Consider the following 24,010-nt stretch of genomic DNA (forward strand, 5'->3'; position numbering starts at 1 on the left):
CCGGCTTTTCGGTGATCGGCCCAACGAACGCACAACAGCGGGTTAACAACCCGTCGATTCAATGCGAAAGCGTCCGGGTTAACGTTCCCGCCGTTCGTCGTTCACATGGAATCCGCGTCCGGGCCACAGTGAATGACGAACGGCGCTCTAATGTCTCGCGAGTGCTCAAGCTCTCTGTTGTCGTGCCGTTCTTCAACGTGCAGACGTATGCGCCGGATGCCCTGAAAAGCCTCGAACTCAACGCTCGGGACGATTTCGAGTTCCTGCTCGTCGACGACCGCTCGACGGACGGGACGCCCGCGCTCCTGGAGCGGGCGGCCCGAGGACTGCCCGGCGCCGTGCACCTCAGACACGAGCGCAACGGCGGCCTGGCGACGGCGCGGAACACCGGTCTGGACGCGGCGCGCGGCGAGTACATCGCCTTCCTGGACGGGGACGACTGGCTGGCGCCGGGCCACCTGGCCCGCACCCTGGCCGCCATCGAGGCTCTGAGCTGCGATTTCGTCCGTACCGACCACGTCCAGTGCACGGGCAGGACGCGCAGTGTCCAGCGCGTCCCCTACGGGCCGGAGTCGGTGGTGGCCGATCCGCGGTCCGCGATCCTGCCCGTCGCCCGCGCGACCTCGGTCGACTATCCGTACGCCTGGGCGGGGATGTACCACCGGCGGCTGCTGGACCGCGGGCTGCTGCACTTCACGGACGGGCTGCGGACGGCGGAGGACCGGCCGTGGATCTGGCGGCTGCACCGGGAGGCGGAGTCCTTCGCGCCGGTCGGTCTGCCCGGAATCTTCTACCGTCGCGGGATTTCCACCTCGCTGACACAAATCGGCGACGAGCGTCAGCTCGATTTCATTCGGGCATTCGATCAAGTTCTGTCAGAAACGGCCGCCGACCGGGAATCCGACCTCCTCCTCCCGAAGGCCGTCCGAACGTATTGTGCAATTATCGCGCACCATGTCGGGTCCATCGAAAGGTTCGAACCACCCGTGGCCAGAAAACTCCGCTCGATGAGCGCGGCCGCACTCGGCAGAATGCCCCAGCAGGTCCTGGACCAGACCCTGGACGCGATGGACGGCGACCGCGCGGCCCTGCTCCGCCGGCTGCGCCGCCGCGCCACGGCCGGATCCGCCGCCCCGGCCCCCGCCGCGTCCGCCGCGTCCGCCGGGGTGACGGCGTGAACGTCACCCAGATCTTCCTGGCCTCCACCCTCTACGGCACGGCCACCCTCGCCGCCGCCCTCGACGCGGGCCTCTTCCCGCCCGCCGGCCGCCGGATCCTGCTGACCAGCAACCACTCCGTCACCGCCGAGATCGCCCCCGGCCTGGCCTCCGCGCCCGGCTTCGAGACCCTGAGCACCCGTTTCGACGCGGTCCTCGACTGGAACGCCGTCATCGCCCCGCAGCACCCCAGCACCTGGAGCCCGCGCGCCGACGACGTCCCGCTGTGGGAGCGCCAGCTGCGCTCCTCCTGGGGCCTGGGCGACGACCGCGTCGAGCTGATCGTGGAGTCGCTCCAGGTGCCGCCCGCCCAGAGCCTGTGCCGGCTCTTCGCCGGGGCGGCCATAGATGTCTACGCCGACGGGCTGATGAGCTACGGTCCCACCCGCTTCCGCCTCGACCCCGGACTCGGGATGCGCGTACGGCGGGTGCTGCACCTGGACCTCGTACCGGGCCTGGAGCCGCTGCTGCTGACCGAGTTCGGCGTACGGGCCGAGGCGGTCCCGGCCGCCGCCTTCCTCAAGGTCATCGGCGAGCTCGAAGCGGCGGTGGAGACGCCCGCCGTGGAGAGGCCCGCGGTGGCGGAGGGCGCCGTCCGCGAGGCCCCCGCGCTCCTGCTGGGCCAGTACCTCTCCGCCCTCGACCTGGTGCCGGCCGCCGAGGAGGAGGAACTGCACGTGGAGATGGTCCGCGGCGCGCACGCGCTGGGCCACCGCGAGATGGTCTTCAAACCGCACCCCAGCGCCCCCGCCGCCTACTCCCGCCGGGCGGAGGAGGAGGCCGAGCGGCTCGGCGTCCGGCTCACCGTGCTGAGCAGCCCGGTGCTCGCCGAGACCCTGTACGAGCGGCTGCGCCCGGCCCTGGTCGTCGGCTGCTTCTCCACGGGGCTGCTGACCGCCGCCACCCTGTACGGGCTCCCGGTGGCCCGGACCGGCACGGGAGCCGTCCTGGCGCGGCTGTCCCCGTACCCGAACAGCAACCGGATCCCGCTCGTGCTGGCCGACGCCCTGCTGCCCGACCTCGCGGACCCCGCGGCCGTACGCGCCTGGACCCCGCCGGGGCCCGAACGGGTGGCGGCCGAGCTGGCGGGCCTGGTCGCGGCGGTGGGCTTCACCATGCAGCCCAAGATCCTCGCGGACCGCCGCGCGGAGGCCGAGCGCTGGCTGACCGCGCACCTGACCCCGGACACCTGGCGCTACGTCACCCGCCGCCGGCTGACCGCGCTGGGCCTGCCGGGCGGCATCCCCGCGCAGTTGTCCTTCCTGCCCCGCAGCCGCGCGGCCCGCCGCGTGGCCCGGCTGCTGCGCCGGGCGGTCGGCTAGGCGGGGCGGCAGGCCGTGCGGGGAGACCGGGAGGCCGCCGTACCGCCCGGCGCCGCGCGCTACGGGGTGACCACGACCTCGTCCACGCGGCTCGCCGCCTGGAAGTGGGTCGCGTCGGCGGGGACGTACCGGGCCTCCCAGAAGCCGGTCCGGTCGGCCGGGAACTCCTCGCCGAAGGTGCCGTCGGCGGCGGTCTGCGAGGAGCCCATGAGCTTCCAGGCCGTTTCGCCGGCCGGCCGGAAGTAGTAGTGGACCGGCCGGCCGGCAAAGGGCTCCCAGGCCTGGCCGTGCCGGGTCAGCTTCCCGGCGACCGCGATCGGCCGGCCCTTTCCGACCGTCTTGGGCGCGGCGTTGAAGACCGGGATGGCCGTCAGGGTCCGCACGGCCCGGACGGCGGGCGTCGCGGAGCCGTGGACGGCCGGGGAGCCCGCGTACTGCATCCGCACGAAGCCCGGGCCGGGGTAGTGCAGCGTGGCCTCCACCCGCGCCGGGGCGTTGTCTCCGGGCCTGGTGGCCACGTCCACGCTCTGGCGGGTGGTCCAGCCGGTCGCGCCGTCGGCCGAGTACTGCACGTCCACCTTCAGCGAGGTGACGCCGGCCGGGATCCCGCCGCGGTCGAGCCGGGCCGTGACCTTCACGTTCTTGGACGCGTCCGCCTCGGCCGCGAACTCGGCGAAGGCGGTGCCGGCCGTGGTGTCCACGGTGACGTTCATGTTGTTCGTGCTCAGCCAGGGCGTGTTGTCCTGGGTCTTCCACGTCGTGTCCCCGCGGAACTGCCGGACCACGGTGAACCGGCCGGCGTCGTCCGTACGGGCGGACGCCCCGCCCGCGCTGATCGCCGCTCCGGCGGGGACCGGCTTCCACGTGCCGTCGGCCGACTCCCAGGTGACGGTGCCGCTGACCTCGGCGTCCGTTCCGTAGGGGCCGGTGAGGGTCGGGGAGTCCAGGGCGATGCGCGCGCTCACGGCCCCCACGGGGACCGGCACGGACTCCTCGCCCCTGACCCCGTCCACCTCGGCCGCGAGGTGGAGGAACGTCCGGTAGAAGTCCTCTCCGTCACCGTTCTCGGCACCGGAGACCGTCACCTTGGACTCGAAGCGCCCCCGCGCGTCGGTGGCCAGCAGCGTGGTGACGGAGCCGGTCCTGGCCGTGAAGGTGCCCGTGAACGGCTTGGTCGAGCCGGTGCGGGGGTCGTGGACCTTGATGTACCCGGACACCACGGTGTCCGGGTAGGCGAGGGACACCACGTTCGCGGCCTGTACGTGGTCGAAGTACGGCCGCGCCCGCTGGTCCGGCGCCGCCGCGTCCTCGTGGCCGACGGCCGGTGCGGAGGAGCCGGCGGCCTGGGCGGCCGTGGGCAGGGTCAGTACGGCCGCCGAGGCGGTCACCGCGCAGAGCAGGGCGCGGATGCGCTTCTTCATGGATCCCCCCGGATTGATTCTCTGATCAATGAGGGGACCGTTCGCCGCGCCCGATGGTTGTACGGCGAAACGGTCGAATCGGGCGGACGCGACGCCGGAGATCAGCTCACGGCGAGCTTCGCCGCGAACCCCAGGAACAGCACGCCCGCCGCCGAGCTGGCCCCGGCGGCGAGCCGCTTGCGGCGCCGGAAGGCGGCCGCCAGGCGGTTCCCGCCGAAGATCAGCGTGGTCAGGTAGAGGAAGCTGCCGATCTGCATCAGGCCGCCCAGCAGCAGGAAGGACAGCGCCGGGTAGGAGTAGGCCGGGTCCACGAACTGCACGAAGAAGGACATCAGGAAGAGGATGGCCTTCGGGTTGAACACGCTGATCAGCAGCGCCCGCCGGTAGGGCCGCTCCGTGTCGCCGGCCTTCACCTCGGCGGCGGCCACGGGAGCCGCCGGGGCGCCCGCGCCCGCTCCGGCGCGCTCGCGGCGGGCGCGCCACATGGTCCACGCGCCCCGCAGCATGCCGAAGGCGAGCCAGGTCAGGTACCCGGCGCCGAGCAGTTTGACGATGCCGAACAGCATCGGGCTGGTCTGCAGCAGTGCCCCGGCGCCGACCGCGGCCAGGGTCATGAGCAGGGCGTCACCGGTGAACACGCCCGCGGCGGCCCGGTACCCCCGGCGGACCCCGCCGCGCGCGGCGACGGAGAGCACGTAGAGCGAGTTCGGCCCCGGCAGCAAAATGATCAGCACCAGGCCGGCGAGATACGTCGGAAGATCTGTGACACCCAGCATGTGCAGGAGTGTCCCATGAGGACACACCTGTCGCGCCACTCCATTTCACGGATCGGGACCGAACGGCAATGCACCGCGCTCACCAGCCGGAATCAGCCGGCACGTACGTCCCCCACACCTCCCGCAGCGCCCCGCACACCTCCCCCACCGTGGCCCTGGCCCGCAGCGCCTCCCGCATCGGATAGAGCACGTTCTCCGTGCCCGCCGCCGCCTCCCGGAGCGCCGCCAGGGCCTCGTCCACGGCCGGCCCGTCGCGCCCCGCCCGCAGCGCGGCCAGGGCCGCCCGCTGCCGGTCCTCGATCCCCGGATCCACCCGCAGCGGCTCGTACGGCTCCTCCTCGTCCAGCGCGAAGCGGTTGACCCCGACCACCACGCGCTCGCCGCTCTCGGTCTCCCGGGCGATCCGGTACGCGTTCCGCTCGATCTCCTCCTTCTGGAAGCCCGCCTCGATCGCGGCCACGGCCCCACCCATCGCCTCGACCCGCGCCATCAGGTCGAGCGCCGCCGCCTCCACCTCGTCCGTCATCCGCTCCACCGCGTAGGACCCCGCGAAGGGGTCGACGGTGTGCGGCACGTCCGTCTCGTACGCCAGCACCTGCTGGGTCCGCAGCGCGAGGCGGGCCGACTTCTCGGTGGGCAGCGCGATCGCCTCGTCGAAGGAGTTGGTGTGCAGCGACTGGGTGCCGCCCAGCACGGCGGCCAGGCCCTGCACGGCGACGCGTACCAGGTTGAGTTCCGGCTGCTGCGCCGTCAGCTGCACCCCGGCGGTCTGGGTGTGGAAGCGCAGCATCAGCGATCTGGGGTCCCGGGCCCCGAACTCCTCGCGCATGACGCGGGCCCAGATCCGCCGGGCCGCGCGGAACTTCGCGACCTCCTCCAGGAGGGTGGTGCGGGCGACGAAGAAGAACGACAGCCGGGGCGCGAACGCGTCGACCTCCATCCCGGCGGCCAGCGCGGTCCGTACGTACGCGATCGCGTCGGCCAGCGTGAAGGCGATCTCCTGCGCGGGCGAGGCCCCGGCCTCGGCCATGTGGTACCCGGAGATGGAGATGGTGTTCCACTTGGGGAGCTCGGCCCGGCAGTAGCGGAAGGTGTCGGCCGTCAACCGCAGGGAGGGGCCGGGCGGGAAGATGTAGGTCCCCCGTGCGATGTACTCCTTCAGCACGTCGTTCTGGACCGTGCCGGTCAGCAGGCCGGGCTCGATCCCCTGCTCCTCGGCGACCAGTTGGTAGAGCAGGAGCAGCAGCGCGGCCGGCGCGTTGATCGTCATCGACGTGGACACCCGGTCGAGCGGGATCCCGTCGAACAGTACCCGCATGTCCTCGACCGAGTCGATCGCGACGCCCACCTTCCCGACCTCGCCGTGCGCCAGCGGGGCGTCGGAGTCGTGACCCATCTGGGTGGGCAGGTCGAAGGCCACGGACAGCCCGGCGGCGCCGCCCGCGATGAGCTGCCGGTAGCGGGCGTTGGACTCGGCGGCCGTGCCGAACCCGGCGTACTGGCGCATGGTCCAGGGCCGTCCGGTGTACATCGTCGGGTAGACGCCCCGGGTGTACGGGTACTCACCCGGCTCCCCCAACTCGGTCCCGGGGTCCCAGCCGGCGAGGTCGTCCGGCCGGTAGACGGGCGCGATCGGGATCCCGCTCTCGGTGTGCCGCTCCATGTGACGCGCTCCTTCGTGGCTCCGAGGGACCCGGGGCTGATAAAACGTCTCCGCGGCTGCCGCGCGGCGGCCGCTGGTCACAATGGCGCAACATCGCGGCCGTCCCTGCAACTGTCCACGCCCGCGAAGCATCACCTAGATACACACGTAGAAATCGGGGGACCGCAATGCACCGCCAGAGAGCAATAGTTCGCGCACTGGGCCTGGCCACCGCCGTCGCGCTTGCCGCGACCGCCTGTGGGCCGCAGAAGACGGAGTCCACGGGCTCCGGTTCTTCGGCGCCCGCATCGCCCACGGCGGCCGCCTCTCCCGATGCCTCTCCGTCCACGGACGGCAAGCCGGGCGACCCCTCGCCGTCCGCGTCGCCGTCGGCGTCCGCGTCCGCGTCGCCCTCGCCCTCCGCGTCGCCCTCGCCGACCGTCAAACAGGTCATGGCGAACGGCGACGACAGCGAGCTGGTCCGCGAACTGCAGGCCCGGCTGCGCCAGCTCAAGCTGATGACGGTCGCGCCGACCGGCTTCTACGGTTCGAAGACGACCTCGGCGGTCAAGTCCTTCCAGTCGAAGAACGGCCTGGCGGCCACCGGCGGCGTGGACGAGCCCACCTGGAAGAAGATCCAGAAGGCCTCCAAGAAGCCGACGGCCGACGAGCTGCGCCCGCCGACCGTCAACGAGCCGGACGCGCCCGACGAGCGCTGCATGACGGGCCAGGTGATGTGCATCAGCAAGGAGAGCCGCACCCTCTCCTGGATGATCGACGGGAAGGTCGTCTCCACGCTGGACGTGCGCTTCGGCTCGGAGAACACTCCGACCCGCGAGGGCCAGTTCAAGGTGGAGTGGAAGGCCAAGGACTGGACGTCGACGATCTACCACACGCCGATGCCGTACTCGATGTTCTTCAGCGGCGGCCAGGCAGTGCACTACTCGGCGGACTTCGCCGCCCGCGGCTACGCCGGCGCCTCGCACGGCTGTGTGAACGTCCGGGACAAGGCCAAGCTGGCGAAGATGTTCGACGCGATGAAGGTCGGCGACAAGGTCGTCGTCTACTGGTGATCCGCCGGGGGCCCGGCGCGGGGGCGGCCGGTCCGGGCGTCGACGGTCGGAAGTTGAGGGCGCGGGCGGGATCGGGGGAACGAATCCCGCCCGCGCCGGTTGCGCAGAGCCCAGGGGTACGGGGGGAACCCCGGCTCATGCGCGGCCGATGACCAGTCGGCTCGTTACATACTGCGCCGCCGGTTCGAAAAGTGTTACAGCCGGGGTGCGAACCGTTTCAGGCCAATGTCCGATACCCGGTCCCGGGCCGGTTTCCAGGCCCGTTTCCGGGGCCGTTTCCGGGCCGTCTCCAGGCCCGTTCCCGCAACCCGTCCCGCCCTCGGGCGGGACCCGTATCAGCGGCGGTCGCCCGCGTCCGGGGGCGTCGGCGAAGCGGTCCGGGCCGGCGTCAGCTCCAGGGAGCGCGACGGGGAGCTCGGCGTATCGCCGCGCGAGCCGCCCTCCGGGGGCATGCCGAGCACCACCTGGCAGTAGCGCGGAACCCGCAGCAGCCCCTTGGCCAGGCGCACGAGCCGCTCGCGGCCGGCGTCGTCGAGCCGCCCCGACCGGTGGTCCCGGCACAGCTCCACCGCTCCGGTGCGGCTCTCCCGGTCTCGGTCGCCCGTTCCGGCCGTCGCGCCGTCGGTGCCGCCCTGGAGGGACCGGTCGCGGCCGTCCCTGCTTCCGGTCGAACCGCTCGCGGACGGTTCCGTGCCGGTGCCGCCGCTCGCCCCGGCGCCGCCGCCGGGTCCCGTCGGCGTACGTCCTTCCGCGCCCGGGGTGATGCCCGGGCTCGGGCTGCCGCTCTGGCCCTCGCCGCCGCGCGGCGCGGTGCTGCGCAGCGGTGCGAGGGGCGTCGCGTACCCGCTGTCCGCAAGGGGCGTCGGGGAGGATCCGACCGACACCGAGACGGCCGGCACCTGGCCGGCGGCGTCCCGGGTGTCCCGGTCCAGCAGTCCGGTGCCCGCGGCGGCCGCCAGGCCGCCCACGGCGACGCTCGCCACCGCGGCCGCGAGGGCGAAGCGGACCGGCCGGCCGCGCCGGGAGCGCTGTCCGGCAGGGCCGGAAGACGGGCCGAGCTCGACCACCGTGTCCGCGGAGCCGAACAGCTCGGCGTCCGGCGCCCGGGTCTGGAGATCCGCCTGGAGTACGGAGCCGCGCGCGCGGAACGCTGCCACGGCGGCGGCCTCTCCGCGCAGTTCCCCGGGCAGCCCGCCGACGGCCGCGGGCGGCGGCTCGGCCAGTGCGTCGAGGGCGGCGCGCAGCCGCTCGGCCCGCACCCGGGCGTGGTGCTCGGCGCCAGGTGCGGCCGGTTCTCCGCGCAGCAGTCTGTCCGCCGCGGCTTTGTCCAGCCACCTGTCGCGCTCGTCGGCCATCACATGTCCTTCTGCGTCCGCCAACGTGAATGCGTCACACCGGTTTGCTCTACGAGGCCCGCGGCGCGGGCCCGCTGCGCCGGTACGGCGTCCAGGTCCCGCCCGCCCCCGGCGCCCCGTGCGCGACTCCCGTCATTATCGCCGAGGCCGCGCCCCCGTCCGGAGCCGACGCCGACGGCGGAGCCGAGTCCGGGGCCGGGGCCGGACTCGGGGTCGGCGTCGGGGTCGGCCTCGGGGTCGAAGTCTTCGTCCGCGCCGAGCAGCTCGGCCAGCTTCTTCAGGCCCCGGTGCGCGGCGGTGCGTACCGCGCCCGGGCGCTTGCCCAGGGTCTCGGCCGCGCTCTTGGCGTCCAGGCCGACGACCACCCGCAGGACGACGGCCTCGGCCTGGTCCTGCGGGAGCTGGGCTATGAGTTCCATCGTGCGGCAGGTGGAGAGGGACTCCATGGCCTCGCCGGCGGTGTCGGATTCGGCGGCGTGGCCCGTCAGCTCGGTCTCGTCCCCGCCGACGGCGGGCCGGCGCCCGCGCATCCGGATGTGGTCGAGGGCGCGGTTGCGGGCGATGCGGGCCGCCCAGCCGCGGAAGCGGTCGGCGTCGCCGGTGAAGGAGTCGAGGTCGCGGGCGATCTGCAGCCAGGCCTCGGAGGTGACGTCCTCCGCGTCGCCGTCACCGACGAGCGTGCGGACGTATCCGAGCAGGCGCGGGTGCACGGAGCGGTACACAGAACGGAACGCGAGCTCGTCGCCGTCTTGTGCCGCGAGCACCGCGGTGGTCAGCTCCGCGTCGTCCCCCAGCAAAATCCCCAACCCGTTCACAGTCCCGTGTGTGTGGCGCAAATCAGCACGTTACGGCCTTCAAGCACCTTCGTCCACGAGTTGTACAACGCGCAACCATGCCTGCGCGGAGCGGGGTGTGACACAAAACGCACCGAAGACGCTGACAGGGGTGCGGGCTTGTCGCACGAGTCCGCGACGGATGGCGGCCGGGGCCTCTCCTGTGGGGGGTGGCGGCCTCGGTCGCCCTCCCCTTTCCCGCCGCCTCCGCGGCCATCATGCCCCGGCCTCCCGAGGGCGCCCCGAGCGGCCCCGCACCCGGCCCCACATGCGCGCTCGTCATCCTTTCGGCTCACTTCCGGGTGAAATCCCGGAATGGGTACGACACACCCGGCTCCGCGTCGATAGCGTGGCGGGACACCCGCGCCACGCCACGAGGAGCCCCCCGCTGTCCAGCCACCTTCCGGCACAGGCCCGCGGAGGCTCCGACCCTTCCCACGGCTCCCACCCCGTCCACGGCGCCACCCCCTTCGGCGACTCCAGCCCTTTCGGCGACTGCGGTCTCACACGGTTCAACGCCCTGTCCCCCGAAGTCGCCCACTCCGCCCTGCTGCACTGCTGCGGCAGCCGTCGCTGGGCCCACCGGGTGGCCGCCCACCGCCCTTACCCCGACTTCGGCGCGCTACTCGCCGCCGCGGACGAAGCTTCGTACGACCTCTCCCAGACCGACCTCTCCGAGGCGCTGGCCTGCGAGTTCCCGCCGGAGCTGGAGCACGGGGCCGCGTACGCCGCGCTCCTGGCGCTCGACGCGGCGCACGCGGAGTACGAGCGCACCTTCGGCCACGCCTTCGTGATCTGCCTCGACGGGACCACCCCGGAGGAGCAGGCGGACCAGCTGCTGGCCGCGATCCGGCGGCGGATGGAGCTGGACGTGGACGAAGAGCGCGCGATCTCCGCTGACGAGCTCCGTCGCGTCGCGCAGGTCCGGCTCGCCGACCTGACACACTGGCTGACCTCGGCGGATGGGGTATCTGCTGCCGAATTCGGGCTATTCGCCCCTGTGGGATAGTCCGTCCGTGCCTGTTTGATCACACCGATGGCCCCCGCGCGAGGGAACCGACAAAGCGTCGCTACGATGTCCGGGGCCGGAGGACCGTACCCGGCCGGGCCCGACCGACAAAGAAGCCGGCTGGCCCCCGCCCCGCTTCCGGAGGGTTTTCCGTGCCGGCTGGAACGTTGTACCGCGGCCGGGAAGGAATGTGGTCCTGGGTGGCTCATCGAGTCACCGGCGTCCTCATTTTCTTCTTCCTGTTCGTACACGTCCTCGACACCGCTCTCGTCCGCGTCTCTCCCGAGGCGTACGACGATGTCGTGGCTACCTACAAGACTCCGATCGTCGCGCTGCTGGAGTACGGCCTCGTCGCCGCAATCCTGTTCCACGCGCTCAACGGTCTCCGTGTCATCGCCGTGGACTTCTGGTCCAAGGGCCCCCGCTACCAGAAGCAGATGCTCTGGACCGTGGTGGGCATCTGGATCGTGATGATGGCCATGGCCCTGTACCCCGTACTGGGCCACGCCTACCTCGAACTCTTCGGGAAGTGACACGCATGTCTTCTGACACTTCTTTCGAAAAGGGCATCGGTGACGTGGAGGGCGTGACCCTCTACGACGTCGACAACCCGGCGCCGTACATCGAGGCCCCGCGCAAGCGCACCAGCAAGACCCCGCGCTCGACCCGCGGCAACTTCGAGATGGTCGCGTGGCTCTTCATGCGCCTCTCGGGCATCGTGCTCGTCGTCCTGGTCCTCGGCCACCTGCTGATCCAGCTCGTCCTCGACGGCGGAGTCTCCAAGATCGGCTTCGCCTTCGTGGCCGGCCGCTGGGCCTCCCCGTTCTGGCAGGGCTGGGACCTGCTGATGCTGTGGCTCGCGATGCTGCACGGCGCAAACGGTCTGCGTACCGTCATCAACGACTACGCGGAGCGCGCCAACACGCGTCTGTGGCTCAAGGGCCTGCTCTACACCGCCACGGTGTTCACCATTCTTCTGGGCACGCTGGTGATCTTCACCTTCGACCCGAACATCCGCTAGGCAACGGGGCTGAGGCGAAACCAATGAAGATCCACAAGTACGACACCGTCATCGTCGGGGCGGGCGGCGCAGGCATGCGCGCCGCCATCGAGTCGACGAAGCGCAGCCGCACCGCCGTGCTGACCAAGCTCTACCCCACCCGCTCCCACACGGGCGCCGCGCAGGGCGGCATGGCCGCCGCGCTCGCCAACGTGGAGGACGACAACTGGGAGTGGCACACCTTCGACACGGTCAAGGGCGGTGACTACCTGGTCGACCAGGACGCCGCCGAGATCCTGGCGAAGGAGGCCATCGACGCGGTCCTCGACCTGGAGAAGATGGGCCTGCCGTTCAACCGCACCCCGGACGGCACCATCGACCAGCGCCGCTTCGGCGGTCACTCCCGCAACCACGGCGAGGCCCCGGTCCGCCGGTCCTGCTACGCCGCGGACCGCACCGGCCACATGATCCTCCAGACGCTCTACCAGAACTGCGTCAAGGAGGGCGTGGAGTTCTTCAACGAGTTCTACGTCCTGGACCAGCTCCTGGTCGAGGAGGACGGCGTCAAGAAGTCGGCCGGCGTGGTCGCGTACGAGCTCGCCACCGGCGAGATCCACGTGTTCCAGGCGAAGTCCGTCATCTACGCCTCCGGCGGCACCGGCAAGTTCTTCAAGGTGACCTCCAACGCGCACACCCTCACGGGTGACGGCCAGGCGGCCTGCTACCGCCGCGGCCTGCCGCTGGAGGACATGGAGTTCTTCCAGTTCCACCCGACGGGCATCTGGCGCATGGGCATCCTGCTGACGGAGGGCGCCCGCGGTGAGGGCGGAATCCTCCGCAACAAGGACGGCGAGCGCTTCATGGAGAAGTACGCGCCGGTCATGAAGGACCTCGCGTCCCGTGACGTCGTCTCGCGCTCCATCTACACCGAGATCCGTGAGGGCCGCGGCTGCGGTCCCGCCGGTGACCACGTGTACCTGGACCTGACGCACCTGCCGCCGGAGCAGCTCGACGCGAAGCTCCCGGACATCACCGAGTTCGCGCGCACGTACCTGGGCATCGAGCCGTACACGGACCCGATCCCGATCCAGCCCACCGCGCACTACGCCATGGGCGGCATCCCGACCAACGTCGAGGGTGAGGTCCTGATGGACAACACCACCGTCGTCCCGGGCCTGTACGCGGCCGGCGAGGTCGCGTGCGTGTCGGTGCACGGCGCGAACCGCCTGGGCACCAACTCGCTGCTGGACATCAACGTCTTCGGCAAGCGCTCGGGCATCGCGGCGGCCGCGTACGCCCACGCCCACGACTACGTCGAACTGCCCGAGAACCCGGCGCAGCAGGTCATCGACCAGGTCGAGCAGCTGCGCAACTCCACGGGCAACGAGCGGGTCGCGGAGCTGCGCCTGGAGCTCCAGGAGACGATGGACGCCTGCGTGATGGTGTTCCGCACCGAGCAGACGATCAAGACCGCGGTCGAGAAGATCGCGGAGCTGCGCGCGCGCTACAAGAACGTGTCCGTGCAGGACAAGGGCAAGCGCTTCAACACGGACCTGCTGGAAGCCATCGAGCTGGGCAACCTGCTCGACCTGGCCGAGGTCATGGCCGTGTCCGCGCTGGCGCGCAAGGAGTCCCGCGGCGGTCACTACCGCGAGGACTACCCGAACCGCGACGACGTCAACTTCATGCGCCACACCATGGCGTACCGCGAGGTCGACGACAACGGCCAGGACTCGGTCCGCCTGGACTACAAGCCGGTCGTCGTCACCCGCTACCAGCCGATGGAGCGTAAGTACTGATGGCCACCCCGACCCTCAGCAAGACGGACACGATGGAGGAGGCGGCCGCCGCCTCGCCGTTCATCACGGTCACGTTCCGGATCCGCCGGTTCAACCCGGAGATCTCGGACGAGTCGACCTGGCAGGACTTCCAGATCGAGATCGACCCGAAGGAGCGCGTGCTCGACGGTCTCCACAAGATCAAGTGGGACCTCGACGGCACGCTGACCTTCCGCCGCTCGTGCGCGCACGGCATCTGCGGCTCCGACGCGATGCGGATCAACGGCAAGAACAGGCTCGCCTGCAAGACGCTGATCAAGGACATCAACCCGGAGAAGCCGATCACGGTCGAGGCCATCAAGGGCCTGACGGTGATGAAGGACCTCGTCGTCGACATGGAGCCCTTCTTCCAGGCGTACCGGGACGTCATGCCGTTCCTGGTCACCAAGGGCAACGAGCCGACGCGCGAGCGCCTGCAGTCCGCCGAGGACCGCGAGCGCTTCGACGACACCACCAAGTGCATCCTGTGCGCCGCGTGCACGTCTTCGTGCCCGGTGTTCTGGAACGACGGCCAGTACTTCGGCCCGGCGGCGATCGTCAACGCGCACCGCTTCATCTTCGACTCGCGCGACGAGGCCGGCGAGCAGCGGCTGGAGATCCTGAACGACAAGGACGGCGTGTGGCGCTGCCGCACGACCTTCAACTGCACCGACGCCTGCCCGCGAGGCATCGAGGTCACGAAGGCGATCCAGGAAGTGAAGCGCGCCCTCATCACGCGCCGCTTCTGATTTCTTGACGCGCCCCTCGCAGCGCTCGGCCCTGGCGGGCCTCCCGCCCCGCGGCGGAGCCGCCGAATGTCACCGCGGCGCGCTGCGACGGACTCCGTCCGTCGGCGGCCGAGGCCGTTGACCGTACGAAGGCCCCGTGCCCGGTGTTCACACCGGGCACGGGGCCTTCCGCGTACCCGCGATCGCCCTACTGGCCGGCCGAAGCCTGTGGAATCGTCGGGAACACGAGTGAGCAGCAGCCGAACCCTTACGCGAGCGACCCGGACCACGGCGACTACAAGTGGGGCCCGGGAACCCCGAGTTACGGCTACCCGCAGCCCTACCCCGGACCCCCGGCCTACCAGCCGACCATCGGCGGAGCGGGCATCCCGGCCCAGCTGCCGCCGATGCCCGCCATGGGGTACCCGGCCGCCGGACTCTCCCTGGGCGACATCACGATCGCCGGCGACCAGATCATCACCCCGTCGGGCCCGATGCCGCTCAGGGGCGCTATGTGGAACGCCACGGACTTCTCGCGGACGGAGGAGAAGATCCCGGCGCACGCGATCGTGCTGGCCGTCATCTTCTTCCTGTTCTGCCTGCTCGGCCTGCTCTTCCTCCTGATGAAGGAGCGCCGCACGACGGGCTACGTCCAGATCACCGTCAACAGCGCCGGCCGCCACCACTCCACGATGATCCCCGCGGTGGACCCGGGCACGTACATGTGGGTCATGAGCCAGCTCAACCAGGCGCTCGCTGAGCATGTGAGCCCGGCCGGGCGGGAATCCGGTGGCGGGACGGGGGCCGGTCCCCGAAGATCACCGGATGATCCTTTCTCATGATGTGGACGGCCCCGCGGATGCCCCGGCCGTCGTACTGCTCCATTCCTCCGTGTGCGACCGGCGGATGTGGGAGCCCCAGTGGCGGCCGCTGCTCGCGGCCGGGTTCCGGGTGGTCCGGCCGGACTTCCGGACCTGCGGGGACTCCCCCGCCGCCGAGGCCCCGTACAGCGACCACGGGGACATACGGGAGCTGCTGGACCACCTCGGCATCCGGCGGGCGGCGTTCGTCGGCAGCTCCTACGGCGGGCGGGTCGCGCTGACGCTGGCCGCGCTGCGTCCGGAGCTGGTGAGCGCGCTGGCGCTGCTCTGCCCCGCCCGGCCCGCACAGCGGCGCGGCCCCGCACTGCTCGCCTTCAACGCCGCCGAGGCCGCCCTGCTGGACGCCGGCGACCTGGAGGGCGCGGCCGCGCTCAACGCCCGCCAGTGGCTCGGCCCGGACGCCGACGAGGCCGCGCACGCCCTCGTACGGGACATGCAGCTCGGGAACCTGCGGGGCGCCCTGGACGCCGACTGGGACCACGAGCTCCCCGAGCCCGTCTTCGAGCCGGCCGCCGTCACCGCCCCCGTCCTCGCCGTCGGCGGCGCGCACGACATCCCCGATTTCCGGGACGTGCCCGCCGAGCTCGCCTCCCTCGTGCCCGGCGCCGTCCACGTGGAGCTGCCCTGGGCCGGCCACCTGCCCTCCCTGGAACGCCCGGCGGAGATCACCCGGTTGCTGCTGGACTTCCTCCCCGGACGCTGACCCGGACCGCCTCCACCATTCGCTTGAACCTGTTCAAAAATGGGTCTACAGTCAGTGCTGTCAGCAGTTGAACACGTTCAAGGGGGCTGAGGGCAATGGACCTCACCGTGGTCGCGTACGTCATCTACCTGTTCATCAGCATCGGACTCACCGTCTGGGTGGCGCGCACGCTCAGCCGCAACGGCCGCGTCTTCATCGGAGACGTCCTCCAGGGGAACGAGAAGCTCGCGGACGCCGTCAACCAGCTCCTGGTCGTCGGCTTCTACCTCGTCAACATCGGCTTCGTGACCCTCTACCTGCGGTCGGCCGAGGAGATCGTCGCGGCCCGCGGCCTCTTCGAGGCGCTGTCGGTCAAGCTCGGAGTCGTCCTCCTGGTCCTCGGCTTCATGCACCTCGGGAACGTCTGGGTGCTGAACAAGATGCGCCGCCGGGGAATCATGGAGCGTCAGCAGACCCCGCCGGTCGCCCCCCAGGGGTGGACCGCGCCCGCCGGGGCCTGATCCCGGTGGCCACCGCAGTGACCCGGCACCTGACGGTGCTCTACGACGCGAACTGCCCGCTCTGCGTCCACATCCGGCACTGGCTGCTCGGCCAGCGTTGGCTGGTGCCGCTCCGGCTCATCCCCGCGGCCTCCTTCGAGGCGCAGCGGCTGTACCCGCGGCTCGACCACGCCTCGACGTTGAAGGAGATCACCGTCATCGGCGACTCCGGCCAGGTGTGGACCGGTACGGACGCCTTCATCGTCTGCCTGTGGGCGCTGGCCGAGCACCGGCCGAAGGCGAACTGGCTGGCCACCCCGGCCGGCCGCCCCTTCGCCAGGGCGGCCATGTACACCGCGTCGACCTGGCGCGAAGCGGTACGGGACGGCTCGGCGGCCGTCGGGGCGCCGGCTGGGGCACCGGCTGGGGAACCGGCCTGTGACGACCATTGCTCCACGCCCGGATAGGCTCGTGCACCGTGACTGATCAGAAGGCTCCCAAGAGCGAGCAGACCCGCACGCTCATCCTCGAAACCGCGCTCCGCCTCTTCCAGGAGCGCGGCTTCGACAAGACGACGATGCGCGGTATCGCCAAGGAGGCCGGAGTATCGGTCGGCAACGCCTACTACTACTTCGAGTCCAAGGAACACCTGGTCCAGGGCTTCTACGACCGGATCGGCGCCGCCCATCTGGCGGCGGTCCGGCCGATCCTGGACAACGAGACCGATCTGCAGAAGCGGCTCGCGGGCGTCCTGACCAGCTGGCTGGACATCGCCGCGCCGTACCACGAGTTCGCCTCGCAGTTCTTCAAGAACGCCGCGGACCCGGAGAGCCCGCTCAGCCCGTTCTCCCCGGAGTCGGAGGCGGCCCGCAAGCAGGCGATCGACATGCACCGCGAGGTGCTGGCCGGGGCGAAGACGAAGGTGCCCGACGAGCTGGCCGACGTACTGCCGGAGCTGATGTGGCTCTCGCAGATGGGCCTGGTCCTCTACTGGGTCTTCGACCGCTCCCCGGACAGCGAGAAGACCCGGCGGCTCGCACAGCGCGGCGCGCAGCTCACGACGCGGGGCATCATCCTGGCCCGGTTCCGGGTGCTGCGGCCGCTGGTGCGGGAGGTGCACGAGCTGTTCACGGACTTCCTGCCGGGCATGGCCCAGACGGCCGTGTCCCGTCCGGGCCGCAAGCGGGCCTCCGACCCGGACGCGGGCCCGGAGGAGGGCCCGGAGGAAGGCCCGGCCGCGTAACCAACTCCTACAGCCAGTTGAGCTCCCACAGCCGCCACACGCCGGTGCCGTCCGAGAGGTACTGGGCGCCCGTGACGGCCTCGCGGGACATCACGTAGTCCTTCTTCTGCCAGATCGGCAGCATCGGGACCTGCTGCGCGACCAGCTTCTGCAGGTCGCGGAAGTCGTTGGCGGCGGCGCCGCGGTCCGAGAAGGACTGGGTACGGGTGATGAGGTCGTCGACGGCCTTGTCGGAGTAGCCGTTGTTCATCGAGTTGTCGGCGCCGACGAGCGGGGCGAGGAAGTTGTCCGCGTCCGGGAAGTCGGCGATCCAGCCGATGGTGTAGGCGTCGAACTCGCCCGCCGCGTAGGCCTTCTGGAAGTCGCTCCACTTCTCGACCGGCTTGATGGTCAGGTGGAACAGGCCGGTGGACTCCAGCTGCGCCTTCAGCTCCTCGGCCTCGGCGACGCTCGCGCCGCGCACGTTGACCCCGAGGGTGATCGCGACGGGGGCGGTGATCCCGGCGTCCTTGAGCAGCTTCTTCGCGGTGAGCCCGTTCGGCGAGGGATAGGCGTCGAAGAACGGCGTGCTGTGGGCGGAGATGCCCGCCGGGACGAGGGAGTAGAGCGGGGTGACGGTGCCCTTGTAGACCTCGGTCGCGACCTTGGCCCGGTCCACGACCGCCGCGACGGCCTGACGGACGGCCGGCGGGGCCACCGGGGAGCTGGGACGGAGGTCGAAGACCATGCTGCGGATCTCCGTACCGCCCGAGGCCTGGTACCGGGTGTCCTCCAGGCCCGGGTTCAGGCCGGCCAGGACCGCCGGGGGCATGTCGCGGTGCGCGACCTCGATCCCGCGGTCGGTCCAGGCCTGTTCGAGCTGGGCGGAGTCCTTGAAGTACCTCACGGTCACCGCGCTCTCGGAGACCTTCCCCTGGCCCTTGTACGAGGTGTTGGGCTTGAGCTCGGCGCTCGCGCCGGCCGTGTAGCCGGCGAGGGTGAAGGGGCCGGAGCCGTCGACCTTCTCGCCCTCGCGCAGGGCCGTCGCCGGGTACTTGTCCTTGTCCACGATCGAGGCGGCACCCGTCGCGATCTTGAACGGGAAGGTGGCGTCCCCTGCGGAGAGGTTGAAGGTGACGGTGCGGCCCTCGGCCTTGACCGACTCCAGGGTGTTGAACAGCGGCGCCGGACCCTGGTCGGAGTTGATCGCCTTGATCCGGTCGAAGGAGTACTTGACGTCCTCGGCGGTGAGCGCGCGGCCGGAGGAGAACGTCACGTCCGGGCGCAGCTCGCACTGGTACGTGGTGAGCTTGTCGCCGATGAACTTGCAGGCGGAGGCCGCGTCGGGCACCGGGGCGTCCGAACCGGGCTTGATGGTCAGCAGCGACTGGTAGACGTTGCTGAACAGGGCCCAGGAGCCCGCGTCGTACGCCCCGGCGGGGTCGAGGGAGGAGACCACGTCGCTCGTGCCGACGCGGATCGGCTCCCCGCCCCCGGCCTGCGGCAGCAACTGCCAGGTGGCGACGGAGCCCACACCGAGGACCAGCCCGGCCGCGATGACTTTCGAGCGGACAGACCGCAACATCCTTGACTCCACCCCACGCGGTCGCACACCGAAGTGTGCGACCAGTTGTCCGATTATCGGTCACATCCCATCATGGAAAACCGGCCTCGGGAAGGCCGGTTCGTAGCGTGGCGTTGGGGGTTCGGACGGTTCAGGCCTGATATGAGGCGAGTTCGACGACTGTGATGTCCGACGGCGCGCCGACCCGGACCGGCGGCCCCCAGGCGCCCGCACCGCGCGACACGTACAGCTGGGTGTCCCCGTAGCGTTCCAGCCCGGCGACGGTGGGGTTGGCGAGCTCGGCGACGTACTCGCCGGGCCAGAGCTGGCCCCCGTGGGTGTGGCCGGACAGCTGGAGGTCGACCCCGTGCCGGACGGCCTCGTCGATGACCACGGGCTGGTGGGCGAGGAGTACGGAGCTGCGGGTGCGGTCCCGGTCGCCCAGGGCGGCCTGGAAGTCCGGGCCGTTGCCCTCGCTCTCGCCCGCGATGTCGTTGACCCCGGCGAGGTCGAAGTACGGGAGCTCGCGGCGGGCGTTCTCCAGGGGCGTGAGGCCGAGCTCGCGGACGTGGTCGACCCACTGCTGGGCGCCGGAGAAGTACTCGTGGTTGCCGGTGACGAAGTACGAGCCGTGGCGCGCGCGGAGGCCGCGGAGCGGTTCGGCGGCGGGGGCCAGGTCATGGACGCTGCCGTCGACGAGGTCGCCCACGATGGCGATGAGGTCGGGCTGCGTGCGGTTGATGGTGTCGACGATGCGGGCGCTGTGGGCCCGGCCCAGGATCGGGCCGAGGTGGATGTCGCTGACGACGGCGATGCGGAAGCCGTGGGCCGCGCGGGGGAGCTTGGCCAGGGGGACCTGGACCCGCTTGACGCGGGGGCCGCGCAGGACTCCGTACGTGCCGTAGCCGACGGTGCCGGCCGTGGCGGCGGCGGCCGTGCCGGCCACGATCCGCGCGAAGCGTCTGCGGCTGACGCCGGACGGGGTGGGCTCAGCCGGCTGTACGGAGTCGGCCTCCGCGGGGCCCGCGGTGGCTTCGAGGGTGGCCTGCGGCGCTGATCCCCTCCCCGCCCCTTCCCGCTGCGCCGAATCGTGCGGCTCCGCCGCGTGGTGGGGCTCCGCCGCGTGGTGGGGCTCCGCCGCGGCCCCCGAGGGGTCCCCGCCTGCGGCGGCGGGGGCGTTGCGGGGCTGCGCCCCCGAGCCCGCCCGGGCCGTGGGCCCGTTCAGCTGGCGGAGCCATACCGCTCGGACCGGCTCGGCCACCAGCATCGCCAGGGTGAGGTAGAGGAGGACGGCCAGCCAGAGGTAGCCGGGCCAGGCGACCGTGCGCTCCAGCCAGAAGGGGGCTCCCGCGCGGCCCGCGACGAGGGCGGCCACGGCCAGGAGCGGGAGGGCGAAGGCCAGGGCGGTGCCCGCGCGGCGGATGCCGCCGCCGGGGGCCGTGGTGTCGCGGACCAGCCGGATCCAGAGCCAGCGGTGCACCAGGACCAGGAGGACCACGACCAGCAGGGCGACGGCCGCGATGAGAACGATCGTCATGCTCCCGCCTCCGTACGTGATTCACGCCGCAGAGCCCGCACCCCGCGCAACCCGATCACTCCGACGGCCGTCCCCAGGAGAAAGGACACCACCGCCAGGAGAAGGTGGACCCAGAAGTACCCGGTCGGGTCCCCCGCGTCGTCGAAGGCCAGACCACCGCCGTCCTTCCACAGGTTCCGGACGAAAGACACCCAGATGAACCAGCTCCACACCCCGAAGGCGAGCAGGAACCAGGAAGCGGCGCGGCTGAGTCTCATGACCTCAGTATCGGTTTCGTCCCCAGGACGGACGCGCCGGGGTGGGCTGTCCCGGCGGTGGTTGCGGCGGGTTGGCCGGTCCGTGACGCTAAGCACAGGATCGGGATGTACTTTCACCTGCGTGTCTGCCAAGAAGACCGCGTTGACGGTCCTTTCCGCCGCGCTCCCCGCCCTGCTCGTCCCGGCGCTGCTGGCCTCGCCCGCGTACGCCGCGCCGACGCCGACGCCGCCGGCGGACGGGAAGGGGCAGCCGCCGAAGGCGCCGCCGCCGCCCGCCTCGATGTCCACGGTCGGCGGAGCGTCGCTCGGGCAGCCCGGTACGCAGGTCAACCTGCTGCCCGGGGCGCCCGCTCTGCCGACGAGCCTGACGGGCCGTTCGTGGATCGTGGCCGACGCCGAGACCGGCGAGGTCCTGGCCGCGCACAACGCGCACTGGCGGCTCCCGCCCGCCTCGACCATGAAGATGCTCTTCGCCGACACCGTGCTGCCCGGTCTGCCCAAGGACCAGGTCCACAAGGTCAGCCAGGAGGAGCTGGAGGGGGTCGGCTCCGGCTCCAGCCTGGTGGGCATCAAGGAGGACACCGAGTACAGCGTCCACGACCTGTGGCTCGGGGTGTTCCTGCGCTCCGGGAACGACGCCGTGCACGTACTTTCGGCCATGAACGGCGGCGTCGAGAAGACCGTCAAGGACATGCAGGCGCACGCCGAGGAACTCCAGGCCCTGGACACGCATGTGGTGTCCCCGGACGGCTACGACGCTCCGGGCCAGGTCTCCAGCGCCTACGACCTCACCCTCATCGCCCGCTCCGGTCTGCAGAAGCAGGACTTCCGGGAGTACTGCGGCACGGCCAGCGCGAAGTTCCCCGGCCGGCAGGAGGCGGGGAAGACGCGCGAGACCTTCGAGATCCAGAACACCAACCGGCTGATGACCGGCGCCGGCGGCCTCTCCCCCTACAAGGGGATCGCCGGGGTGAAGAACGGCAACACCACGATGGCCGGCTCCACCTTCACCGGCGCCGCCCAGCGCGGCGACAAGAAGCTGCTGGTCACGGTGATGAACCCGGGGACCAGCGGCGCCAACTCCGTGTACCAGGAGACGGCCGACCTGCTCGACTGGGGGTTCGCGGCGAGTGGGAAGGTCAAGCCGGTGGGCGAGCTGGTGCCGCCGAAGAGCGCCGACACCACCTCCCACGGCTCCCCCGCCCAGTCCCACGAGAACAACCCGTCGGCGTCCGGTGCGGACTCCGGCGGCGGGGTCGGTACCGCCTTCGGCGTGGCGGGCGGGGTGCTGGCCGTGGTGGCCGGCGGGGCCTACGCGGTCAACCGGCGCTGGCCGCGGGGGCGCGGCCGCCGGGCTCGCGGCCGGGCCTAGCGGAGCCGGCGGGCTCCGGGGCCGCATCCGGGTCCGCGTCCGGGGCGGTGCCCGTGCCGGCGGCCGGCTCCCGGGCGGCGTCGGCGGCCGGCTCCCGGGCGGGCTCGCGGCCCGGCTCCGGGTCCTCCACGCCGTCCCCGTCCGCATCGTCCCGGCTCGCGGTCCACGCCGCGCAGAACAGCAGCAGCTTCGCCGTCAGGTTGATCCAGATCAACAGCGCGATCGGCACGCCGAAGGCCCCGTACATGCTCTTCGTGGCGACCTCCCGCATGTAGCCGCTGAGCAGCAGCTTCAGCAGCTCGAAGCCGGCCGCGCCGAGGAGGGCCGCCTGGATCAGGCGGCGGCGGGGCGGTTCGACGCCCGGGAGCAGGGTCAGCACGTAGAGCAGGAGGAGGAAGGCGGCCAGCACTCCGACGAGGAAGGCCCCGCCCCTCAGCAGGCCGCCGCCCGCGCCGTCGCGCGGTACGCCCAGCCACTCCCCGGCCTTGCCGACCGCGCTGGAGCCGAAGATCGAGGCGGCCGCCGAGCAGAGGCCGACACCGCCGAGGCCGATGAGGACGAGCGCGTCCTTGCCCTTGCGGGCGAAGGGGTTGCCCTCGTCCTCGTCGTCCTTCTCCCACACCGCGCGCAGGCAGTCCCGCATCGAAGTGACCCAGCCGATGCCGGTGAAGAGGAGCACGCCGGCGGCGACCAGGCCGACCGTGCCGGCGTTCGCGACGAGGGCGTTGATGTCGAGCTGGTCGGAGATGCCGGGGACCTGCTCGGCGAGGTTCTTCTGGAGCCGGTCGAGCTGGTCCTGGGTGAGCAGTCCGGCGCCGATCGCGGCGGCCACGGTGATCAGCGGGAAGAGGGCCACGAAGCTGATGAAGGTGATGGCCGCGGCGAGCCGGCTCCAGTGCACGCGGTCGAGCCGCTGGTACGAACGCCACAGGTGGGTCCGCATCAGGGCGGACACCAGGGGCCCGATCAGCGGGAGTTTCGTCAGCCAGTCCATACGGTCACCGTAAATGAGCTGTCGTAAATAGCCGGGATTGCCGCTTTTGGGGACTACGGTCGTCGATTGTGACTTTTCGCCCGACGGCTCGGCCGTTCCACGCCCTGATCCTGCGAAGGATCAGCTTCCGGTTCCGGTTCCTGCGTCAGGAACGGCGTACGGTCGCCTCGCCCGCGGCAGCCGCCGCGCTGTTGTCGGTGGCCGATCCGAGCTGCGCCGGCACACCGCTCGCTCCACCGCTTGCCCCGTTGCCGAACGGATATTCCCGCAGCTTGCGCCAGACCCCGTCCGAGCCCTGCTCGTAGAGGGCGAACCCGGAGCAGAGCCACTCCGCCGCGTACTCGGCGAGGGTGCTGAACGCCAGGTCCATCGCCTCCTCGGAGATCCCGTGGGCGACCGTGACGTGCGGGTGGTACGGGAACGAGAGCTCCCGGCTGAGCGGCCCGTCCGGGTCGCGGACCTGGCCCTGGAGCCGGGTGCAGTCGGAGCCGCCCTCGACGACCTGGACGAAGACCACCGGCGAGAGGGGGCGGAAGGTGCCCGTGCCGGCCAGCCGCATCACGAAGGGGCGGCCGGCGGCCGCGACCTCGGCCAGGTGGGCGCGGATCCCGGGAAGCCGGTCCGCGGCCACCTCCGTCGGCGGTACGAGGGTGACGTGCGTGGGAATGCCGTGCGCGGCGGCGTCCCCGAAGCCGGCTCGCAGCTCCTGAAGGCTGCTGCCGTACGGCTCCGGGACCGCGATCGAAACGCCGAGCGTTACGGTCCCCACGTAGCTCTCCTCCGCCTGTAGTCCTGTGCGTGGTCCGTG

Annotated in this window: 24 protein-coding genes; 14 read left to right on the plus strand and 10 right to left on the minus strand. The window is 71.4% G+C overall.

The features are described from left to right. Nucleotides 1-161 precede the first annotated feature (161 nt). Both AC061S_RS18840 and AC061S_RS18845 read left to right on the plus strand, forming a co-directional pair. Nucleotides 162-1,178 (plus strand): glycosyltransferase family 2 protein, encoded by a 1,017-nt coding sequence (locus AC061S_RS18840; RefSeq protein WP_478687115.1) that lies wholly within the window; start codon nucleotides 162-164, stop codon nucleotides 1,176-1,178. After that, the gene (locus AC061S_RS18845) at nucleotides 1,175-2,539 is read left to right on the plus strand and encodes a polysialyltransferase family glycosyltransferase (protein WP_478687116.1); all 1,365 of its coding nucleotides are present in this window, start codon (nucleotides 1,175-1,177) and stop codon (nucleotides 2,537-2,539) included. Before AC061S_RS18840 ends, AC061S_RS18845 begins: the two co-directional genes overlap by 4 nt. Before the next feature lie 59 nt (nucleotides 2,540-2,598). Here AC061S_RS18845 and AC061S_RS18850 read toward each other — a convergent pair whose 3' ends face one another. The 3 genes from AC061S_RS18850 to AC061S_RS18860 form a co-directional block, all read right to left on the minus strand. Continuing rightward, nucleotides 2,599-3,960 (minus strand): hypothetical protein, encoded by a 1,362-nt coding sequence (locus AC061S_RS18850; RefSeq protein ID WP_478687117.1) that lies wholly within the window; start codon nucleotides 3,958-3,960, stop codon nucleotides 2,599-2,601. A 101-nt stretch (nucleotides 3,961-4,061) separates the two neighbouring features. After that, nucleotides 4,062-4,736: a leucine efflux protein LeuE gene (gene leuE, locus AC061S_RS18855; RefSeq protein WP_478687118.1), complete on the minus strand. Its 675-nt coding sequence runs from the start codon at nucleotides 4,734-4,736 to the stop codon at nucleotides 4,062-4,064. 79 nt (nucleotides 4,737-4,815) lie between these two features. Then, entirely contained in the window at nucleotides 4,816-6,399 is a 1,584-nt protein-coding gene (locus tag AC061S_RS18860) for an acyl-CoA mutase large subunit family protein (RefSeq protein ID WP_478687119.1), read from the minus strand. 167 nt (nucleotides 6,400-6,566) lie between these two features. Here AC061S_RS18860 and AC061S_RS18865 point away from each other — a divergent pair, with 167 nt between their 5' ends. Continuing rightward, nucleotides 6,567-7,451: a L,D-transpeptidase family protein gene (locus AC061S_RS18865; RefSeq protein WP_478687120.1), complete on the plus strand. Its 885-nt coding sequence runs from the start codon at nucleotides 6,567-6,569 to the stop codon at nucleotides 7,449-7,451. A gap of 335 nt (nucleotides 7,452-7,786) precedes the next feature. On the opposite strand, the gene AC061S_RS18870 is transcribed toward AC061S_RS18865, so the two are convergent. Both AC061S_RS18870 and AC061S_RS18875 read right to left on the minus strand, forming a co-directional pair. Beyond that, nucleotides 7,787-8,806 (minus strand): hypothetical protein, encoded by a 1,020-nt coding sequence (locus AC061S_RS18870; RefSeq protein WP_478687121.1) that lies wholly within the window; start codon nucleotides 8,804-8,806, stop codon nucleotides 7,787-7,789. Continuing rightward, complete coding sequence (locus AC061S_RS18875; RefSeq protein WP_478687150.1) at nucleotides 8,806-9,603, minus strand: RNA polymerase sigma factor; 798 nt, start codon at nucleotides 9,601-9,603, stop codon at nucleotides 8,806-8,808. The genes AC061S_RS18870 and AC061S_RS18875 overlap by 1 nt, the downstream gene beginning before the upstream one ends. Nucleotides 9,604-9,988: 385 nt before the next feature. Between AC061S_RS18875 and AC061S_RS18880 the strand changes: the two genes are divergently transcribed. From AC061S_RS18880 to AC061S_RS18925, 10 genes are all read left to right on the plus strand, one after another. Further along, nucleotides 9,989-10,648, plus strand: coding sequence for a 2-oxo-4-hydroxy-4-carboxy-5-ureidoimidazoline decarboxylase (locus AC061S_RS18880; protein ID WP_478687122.1), 660 nt, complete (start codon nucleotides 9,989-9,991; stop codon nucleotides 10,646-10,648). Between the two features lie 152 nt (nucleotides 10,649-10,800). Further along, nucleotides 10,801-11,181 carry a succinate dehydrogenase, cytochrome b556 subunit gene (gene sdhC / locus AC061S_RS18885; RefSeq protein ID WP_388831197.1) on the plus strand — a complete coding sequence of 127 codons (381 nt, stop codon included), beginning with the start codon at nucleotides 10,801-10,803 and terminating at the stop codon, nucleotides 11,179-11,181. A 5-nt stretch (nucleotides 11,182-11,186) separates the two neighbouring features. Beyond that, the gene (locus AC061S_RS18890; RefSeq protein ID WP_478687123.1) at nucleotides 11,187-11,669 is read left to right on the plus strand and encodes a succinate dehydrogenase hydrophobic membrane anchor subunit; all 483 of its coding nucleotides are present in this window, start codon (nucleotides 11,187-11,189) and stop codon (nucleotides 11,667-11,669) included. 23 nt (nucleotides 11,670-11,692) lie between these two features. Further along, nucleotides 11,693-13,447, plus strand: a complete 1,755-nt coding sequence (sdhA, locus tag AC061S_RS18895; protein WP_478687124.1) for a succinate dehydrogenase flavoprotein subunit — start codon at nucleotides 11,693-11,695, stop codon at nucleotides 13,445-13,447. Next, entirely contained in the window at nucleotides 13,447-14,214 is a 768-nt protein-coding gene (locus tag AC061S_RS18900; RefSeq protein WP_478687125.1) for a succinate dehydrogenase iron-sulfur subunit, read from the plus strand. Before sdhA ends, AC061S_RS18900 begins: the two co-directional genes overlap by 1 nt. A gap of 212 nt (nucleotides 14,215-14,426) precedes the next feature. Next, the gene (locus tag AC061S_RS18905; protein ID WP_478687151.1) at nucleotides 14,427-15,035 is read left to right on the plus strand and encodes a hypothetical protein; all 609 of its coding nucleotides are present in this window, start codon (nucleotides 14,427-14,429) and stop codon (nucleotides 15,033-15,035) included. Continuing rightward, a complete protein-coding gene (locus AC061S_RS18910) occupies nucleotides 15,019-15,777 on the plus strand; it encodes an alpha/beta fold hydrolase (protein WP_478687126.1) in 759 nt (252 codons plus the stop codon). The genes AC061S_RS18905 and AC061S_RS18910 overlap by 17 nt, the downstream gene beginning before the upstream one ends. Before the next feature lie 95 nt (nucleotides 15,778-15,872). Beyond that, nucleotides 15,873-16,277 carry a hypothetical protein gene (locus tag AC061S_RS18915; protein ID WP_478687127.1) on the plus strand — a complete coding sequence of 135 codons (405 nt, stop codon included), beginning with the start codon at nucleotides 15,873-15,875 and terminating at the stop codon, nucleotides 16,275-16,277. Nucleotides 16,278-16,282: 5 nt separating this feature from the next. Continuing rightward, nucleotides 16,283-16,723: a thiol-disulfide oxidoreductase DCC family protein gene (locus AC061S_RS18920; RefSeq protein WP_478687128.1), complete on the plus strand. Its 441-nt coding sequence runs from the start codon at nucleotides 16,283-16,285 to the stop codon at nucleotides 16,721-16,723. An 11-nt stretch (nucleotides 16,724-16,734) separates the two neighbouring features. Next, on the plus strand, nucleotides 16,735-17,499 hold the full coding sequence (locus AC061S_RS18925; RefSeq protein ID WP_478687129.1) for a TetR family transcriptional regulator: 765 nt from the start codon (nucleotides 16,735-16,737) through the stop codon (nucleotides 17,497-17,499). A gap of 7 nt (nucleotides 17,500-17,506) precedes the next feature. On the opposite strand, the gene AC061S_RS18930 is transcribed toward AC061S_RS18925, so the two are convergent. The 3 genes from AC061S_RS18930 to AC061S_RS18940 all read right to left on the minus strand — a co-directional run bounded on the left by AC061S_RS18930 (nucleotide 17,507) and on the right by AC061S_RS18940 (nucleotide 20,836). After that, nucleotides 17,507-19,060: an ABC transporter substrate-binding protein gene (locus tag AC061S_RS18930; RefSeq protein WP_478687152.1), complete on the minus strand. Its 1,554-nt coding sequence runs from the start codon at nucleotides 19,058-19,060 to the stop codon at nucleotides 17,507-17,509. 133 nt (nucleotides 19,061-19,193) lie between these two features. Next, the gene (locus tag AC061S_RS18935; RefSeq protein ID WP_478687130.1) at nucleotides 19,194-20,579 is read right to left on the minus strand and encodes a metallophosphoesterase; all 1,386 of its coding nucleotides are present in this window, start codon (nucleotides 20,577-20,579) and stop codon (nucleotides 19,194-19,196) included. Continuing rightward, on the minus strand, nucleotides 20,576-20,836 hold the full coding sequence (locus AC061S_RS18940; RefSeq protein WP_478687131.1) for an SCO4848 family membrane protein: 261 nt from the start codon (nucleotides 20,834-20,836) through the stop codon (nucleotides 20,576-20,578). The genes AC061S_RS18935 and AC061S_RS18940 overlap by 4 nt, the downstream gene beginning before the upstream one ends. A gap of 121 nt (nucleotides 20,837-20,957) precedes the next feature. Here AC061S_RS18940 and AC061S_RS18945 point away from each other — a divergent pair, with 121 nt between their 5' ends. Next, nucleotides 20,958-22,208: a D-alanyl-D-alanine carboxypeptidase family protein gene (locus AC061S_RS18945; RefSeq protein ID WP_478687132.1), complete on the plus strand. Its 1,251-nt coding sequence runs from the start codon at nucleotides 20,958-20,960 to the stop codon at nucleotides 22,206-22,208. Here AC061S_RS18945 and AC061S_RS18950 read toward each other — a convergent pair. Then, a complete protein-coding gene (locus AC061S_RS18950; protein WP_478687133.1) occupies nucleotides 22,156-23,202 on the minus strand; it encodes a YihY/virulence factor BrkB family protein in 1,047 nt (348 codons plus the stop codon). The genes AC061S_RS18945 and AC061S_RS18950 overlap by 53 nt on opposite strands. A 145-nt stretch (nucleotides 23,203-23,347) precedes the next feature. Then, entirely contained in the window at nucleotides 23,348-23,971 is a 624-nt protein-coding gene (locus tag AC061S_RS18955) for a 2'-5' RNA ligase family protein (protein ID WP_478687134.1), read from the minus strand. Nucleotides 23,972-24,010 lie beyond the last annotated feature (39 nt).

The sequence above is a fragment of the Streptomyces sp. CA189 genome, from assembly GCF_056428985.1.

Excerpts from the sequence above, each read along its gene's own strand:
- AC061S_RS18850 (WP_478687117.1), bottom strand. The coding sequence starts at position 3,960 with ATGAAGAAGCGCATCCGCGCCCTGCTCTGCGCGGTGACCGCCTCGGCG.
- leuE (WP_478687118.1), bottom strand. The coding sequence starts at position 4,736 with ATGCTGGGTGTCACAGATCTTCCGACGTATCTCGCCGGCCTGGTGCTG.
- AC061S_RS18860 (WP_478687119.1), bottom strand. The coding sequence starts at position 6,399 with ATGGAGCGGCACACCGAGAGCGGGATCCCGATCGCGCCCGTCTACCGG.
- AC061S_RS18865 (WP_478687120.1), top strand. The coding sequence starts at position 6,567 with ATGCACCGCCAGAGAGCAATAGTTCGCGCACTGGGCCTGGCCACCGCC.
- AC061S_RS18870 (WP_478687121.1), bottom strand. The coding sequence starts at position 8,806 with ATGGCCGACGAGCGCGACAGGTGGCTGGACAAAGCCGCGGCGGACAGA.
- AC061S_RS18890 (WP_478687123.1), top strand. The coding sequence starts at position 11,187 with ATGTCTTCTGACACTTCTTTCGAAAAGGGCATCGGTGACGTGGAGGGC.
- sdhA (WP_478687124.1), top strand. The coding sequence starts at position 11,693 with ATGAAGATCCACAAGTACGACACCGTCATCGTCGGGGCGGGCGGCGCA.
- AC061S_RS18900 (WP_478687125.1), top strand. The coding sequence starts at position 13,447 with ATGGCCACCCCGACCCTCAGCAAGACGGACACGATGGAGGAGGCGGCC.
- AC061S_RS18910 (WP_478687126.1), top strand. The coding sequence starts at position 15,019 with ATGATCCTTTCTCATGATGTGGACGGCCCCGCGGATGCCCCGGCCGTC.
- AC061S_RS18915 (WP_478687127.1), top strand. The coding sequence starts at position 15,873 with ATGGACCTCACCGTGGTCGCGTACGTCATCTACCTGTTCATCAGCATC.
- AC061S_RS18935 (WP_478687130.1), bottom strand. The coding sequence starts at position 20,579 with ATGACGATCGTTCTCATCGCGGCCGTCGCCCTGCTGGTCGTGGTCCTC.
- AC061S_RS18940 (WP_478687131.1), bottom strand. The coding sequence starts at position 20,836 with ATGAGACTCAGCCGCGCCGCTTCCTGGTTCCTGCTCGCCTTCGGGGTG.
- AC061S_RS18950 (WP_478687133.1), bottom strand. The coding sequence starts at position 23,202 with ATGGACTGGCTGACGAAACTCCCGCTGATCGGGCCCCTGGTGTCCGCC.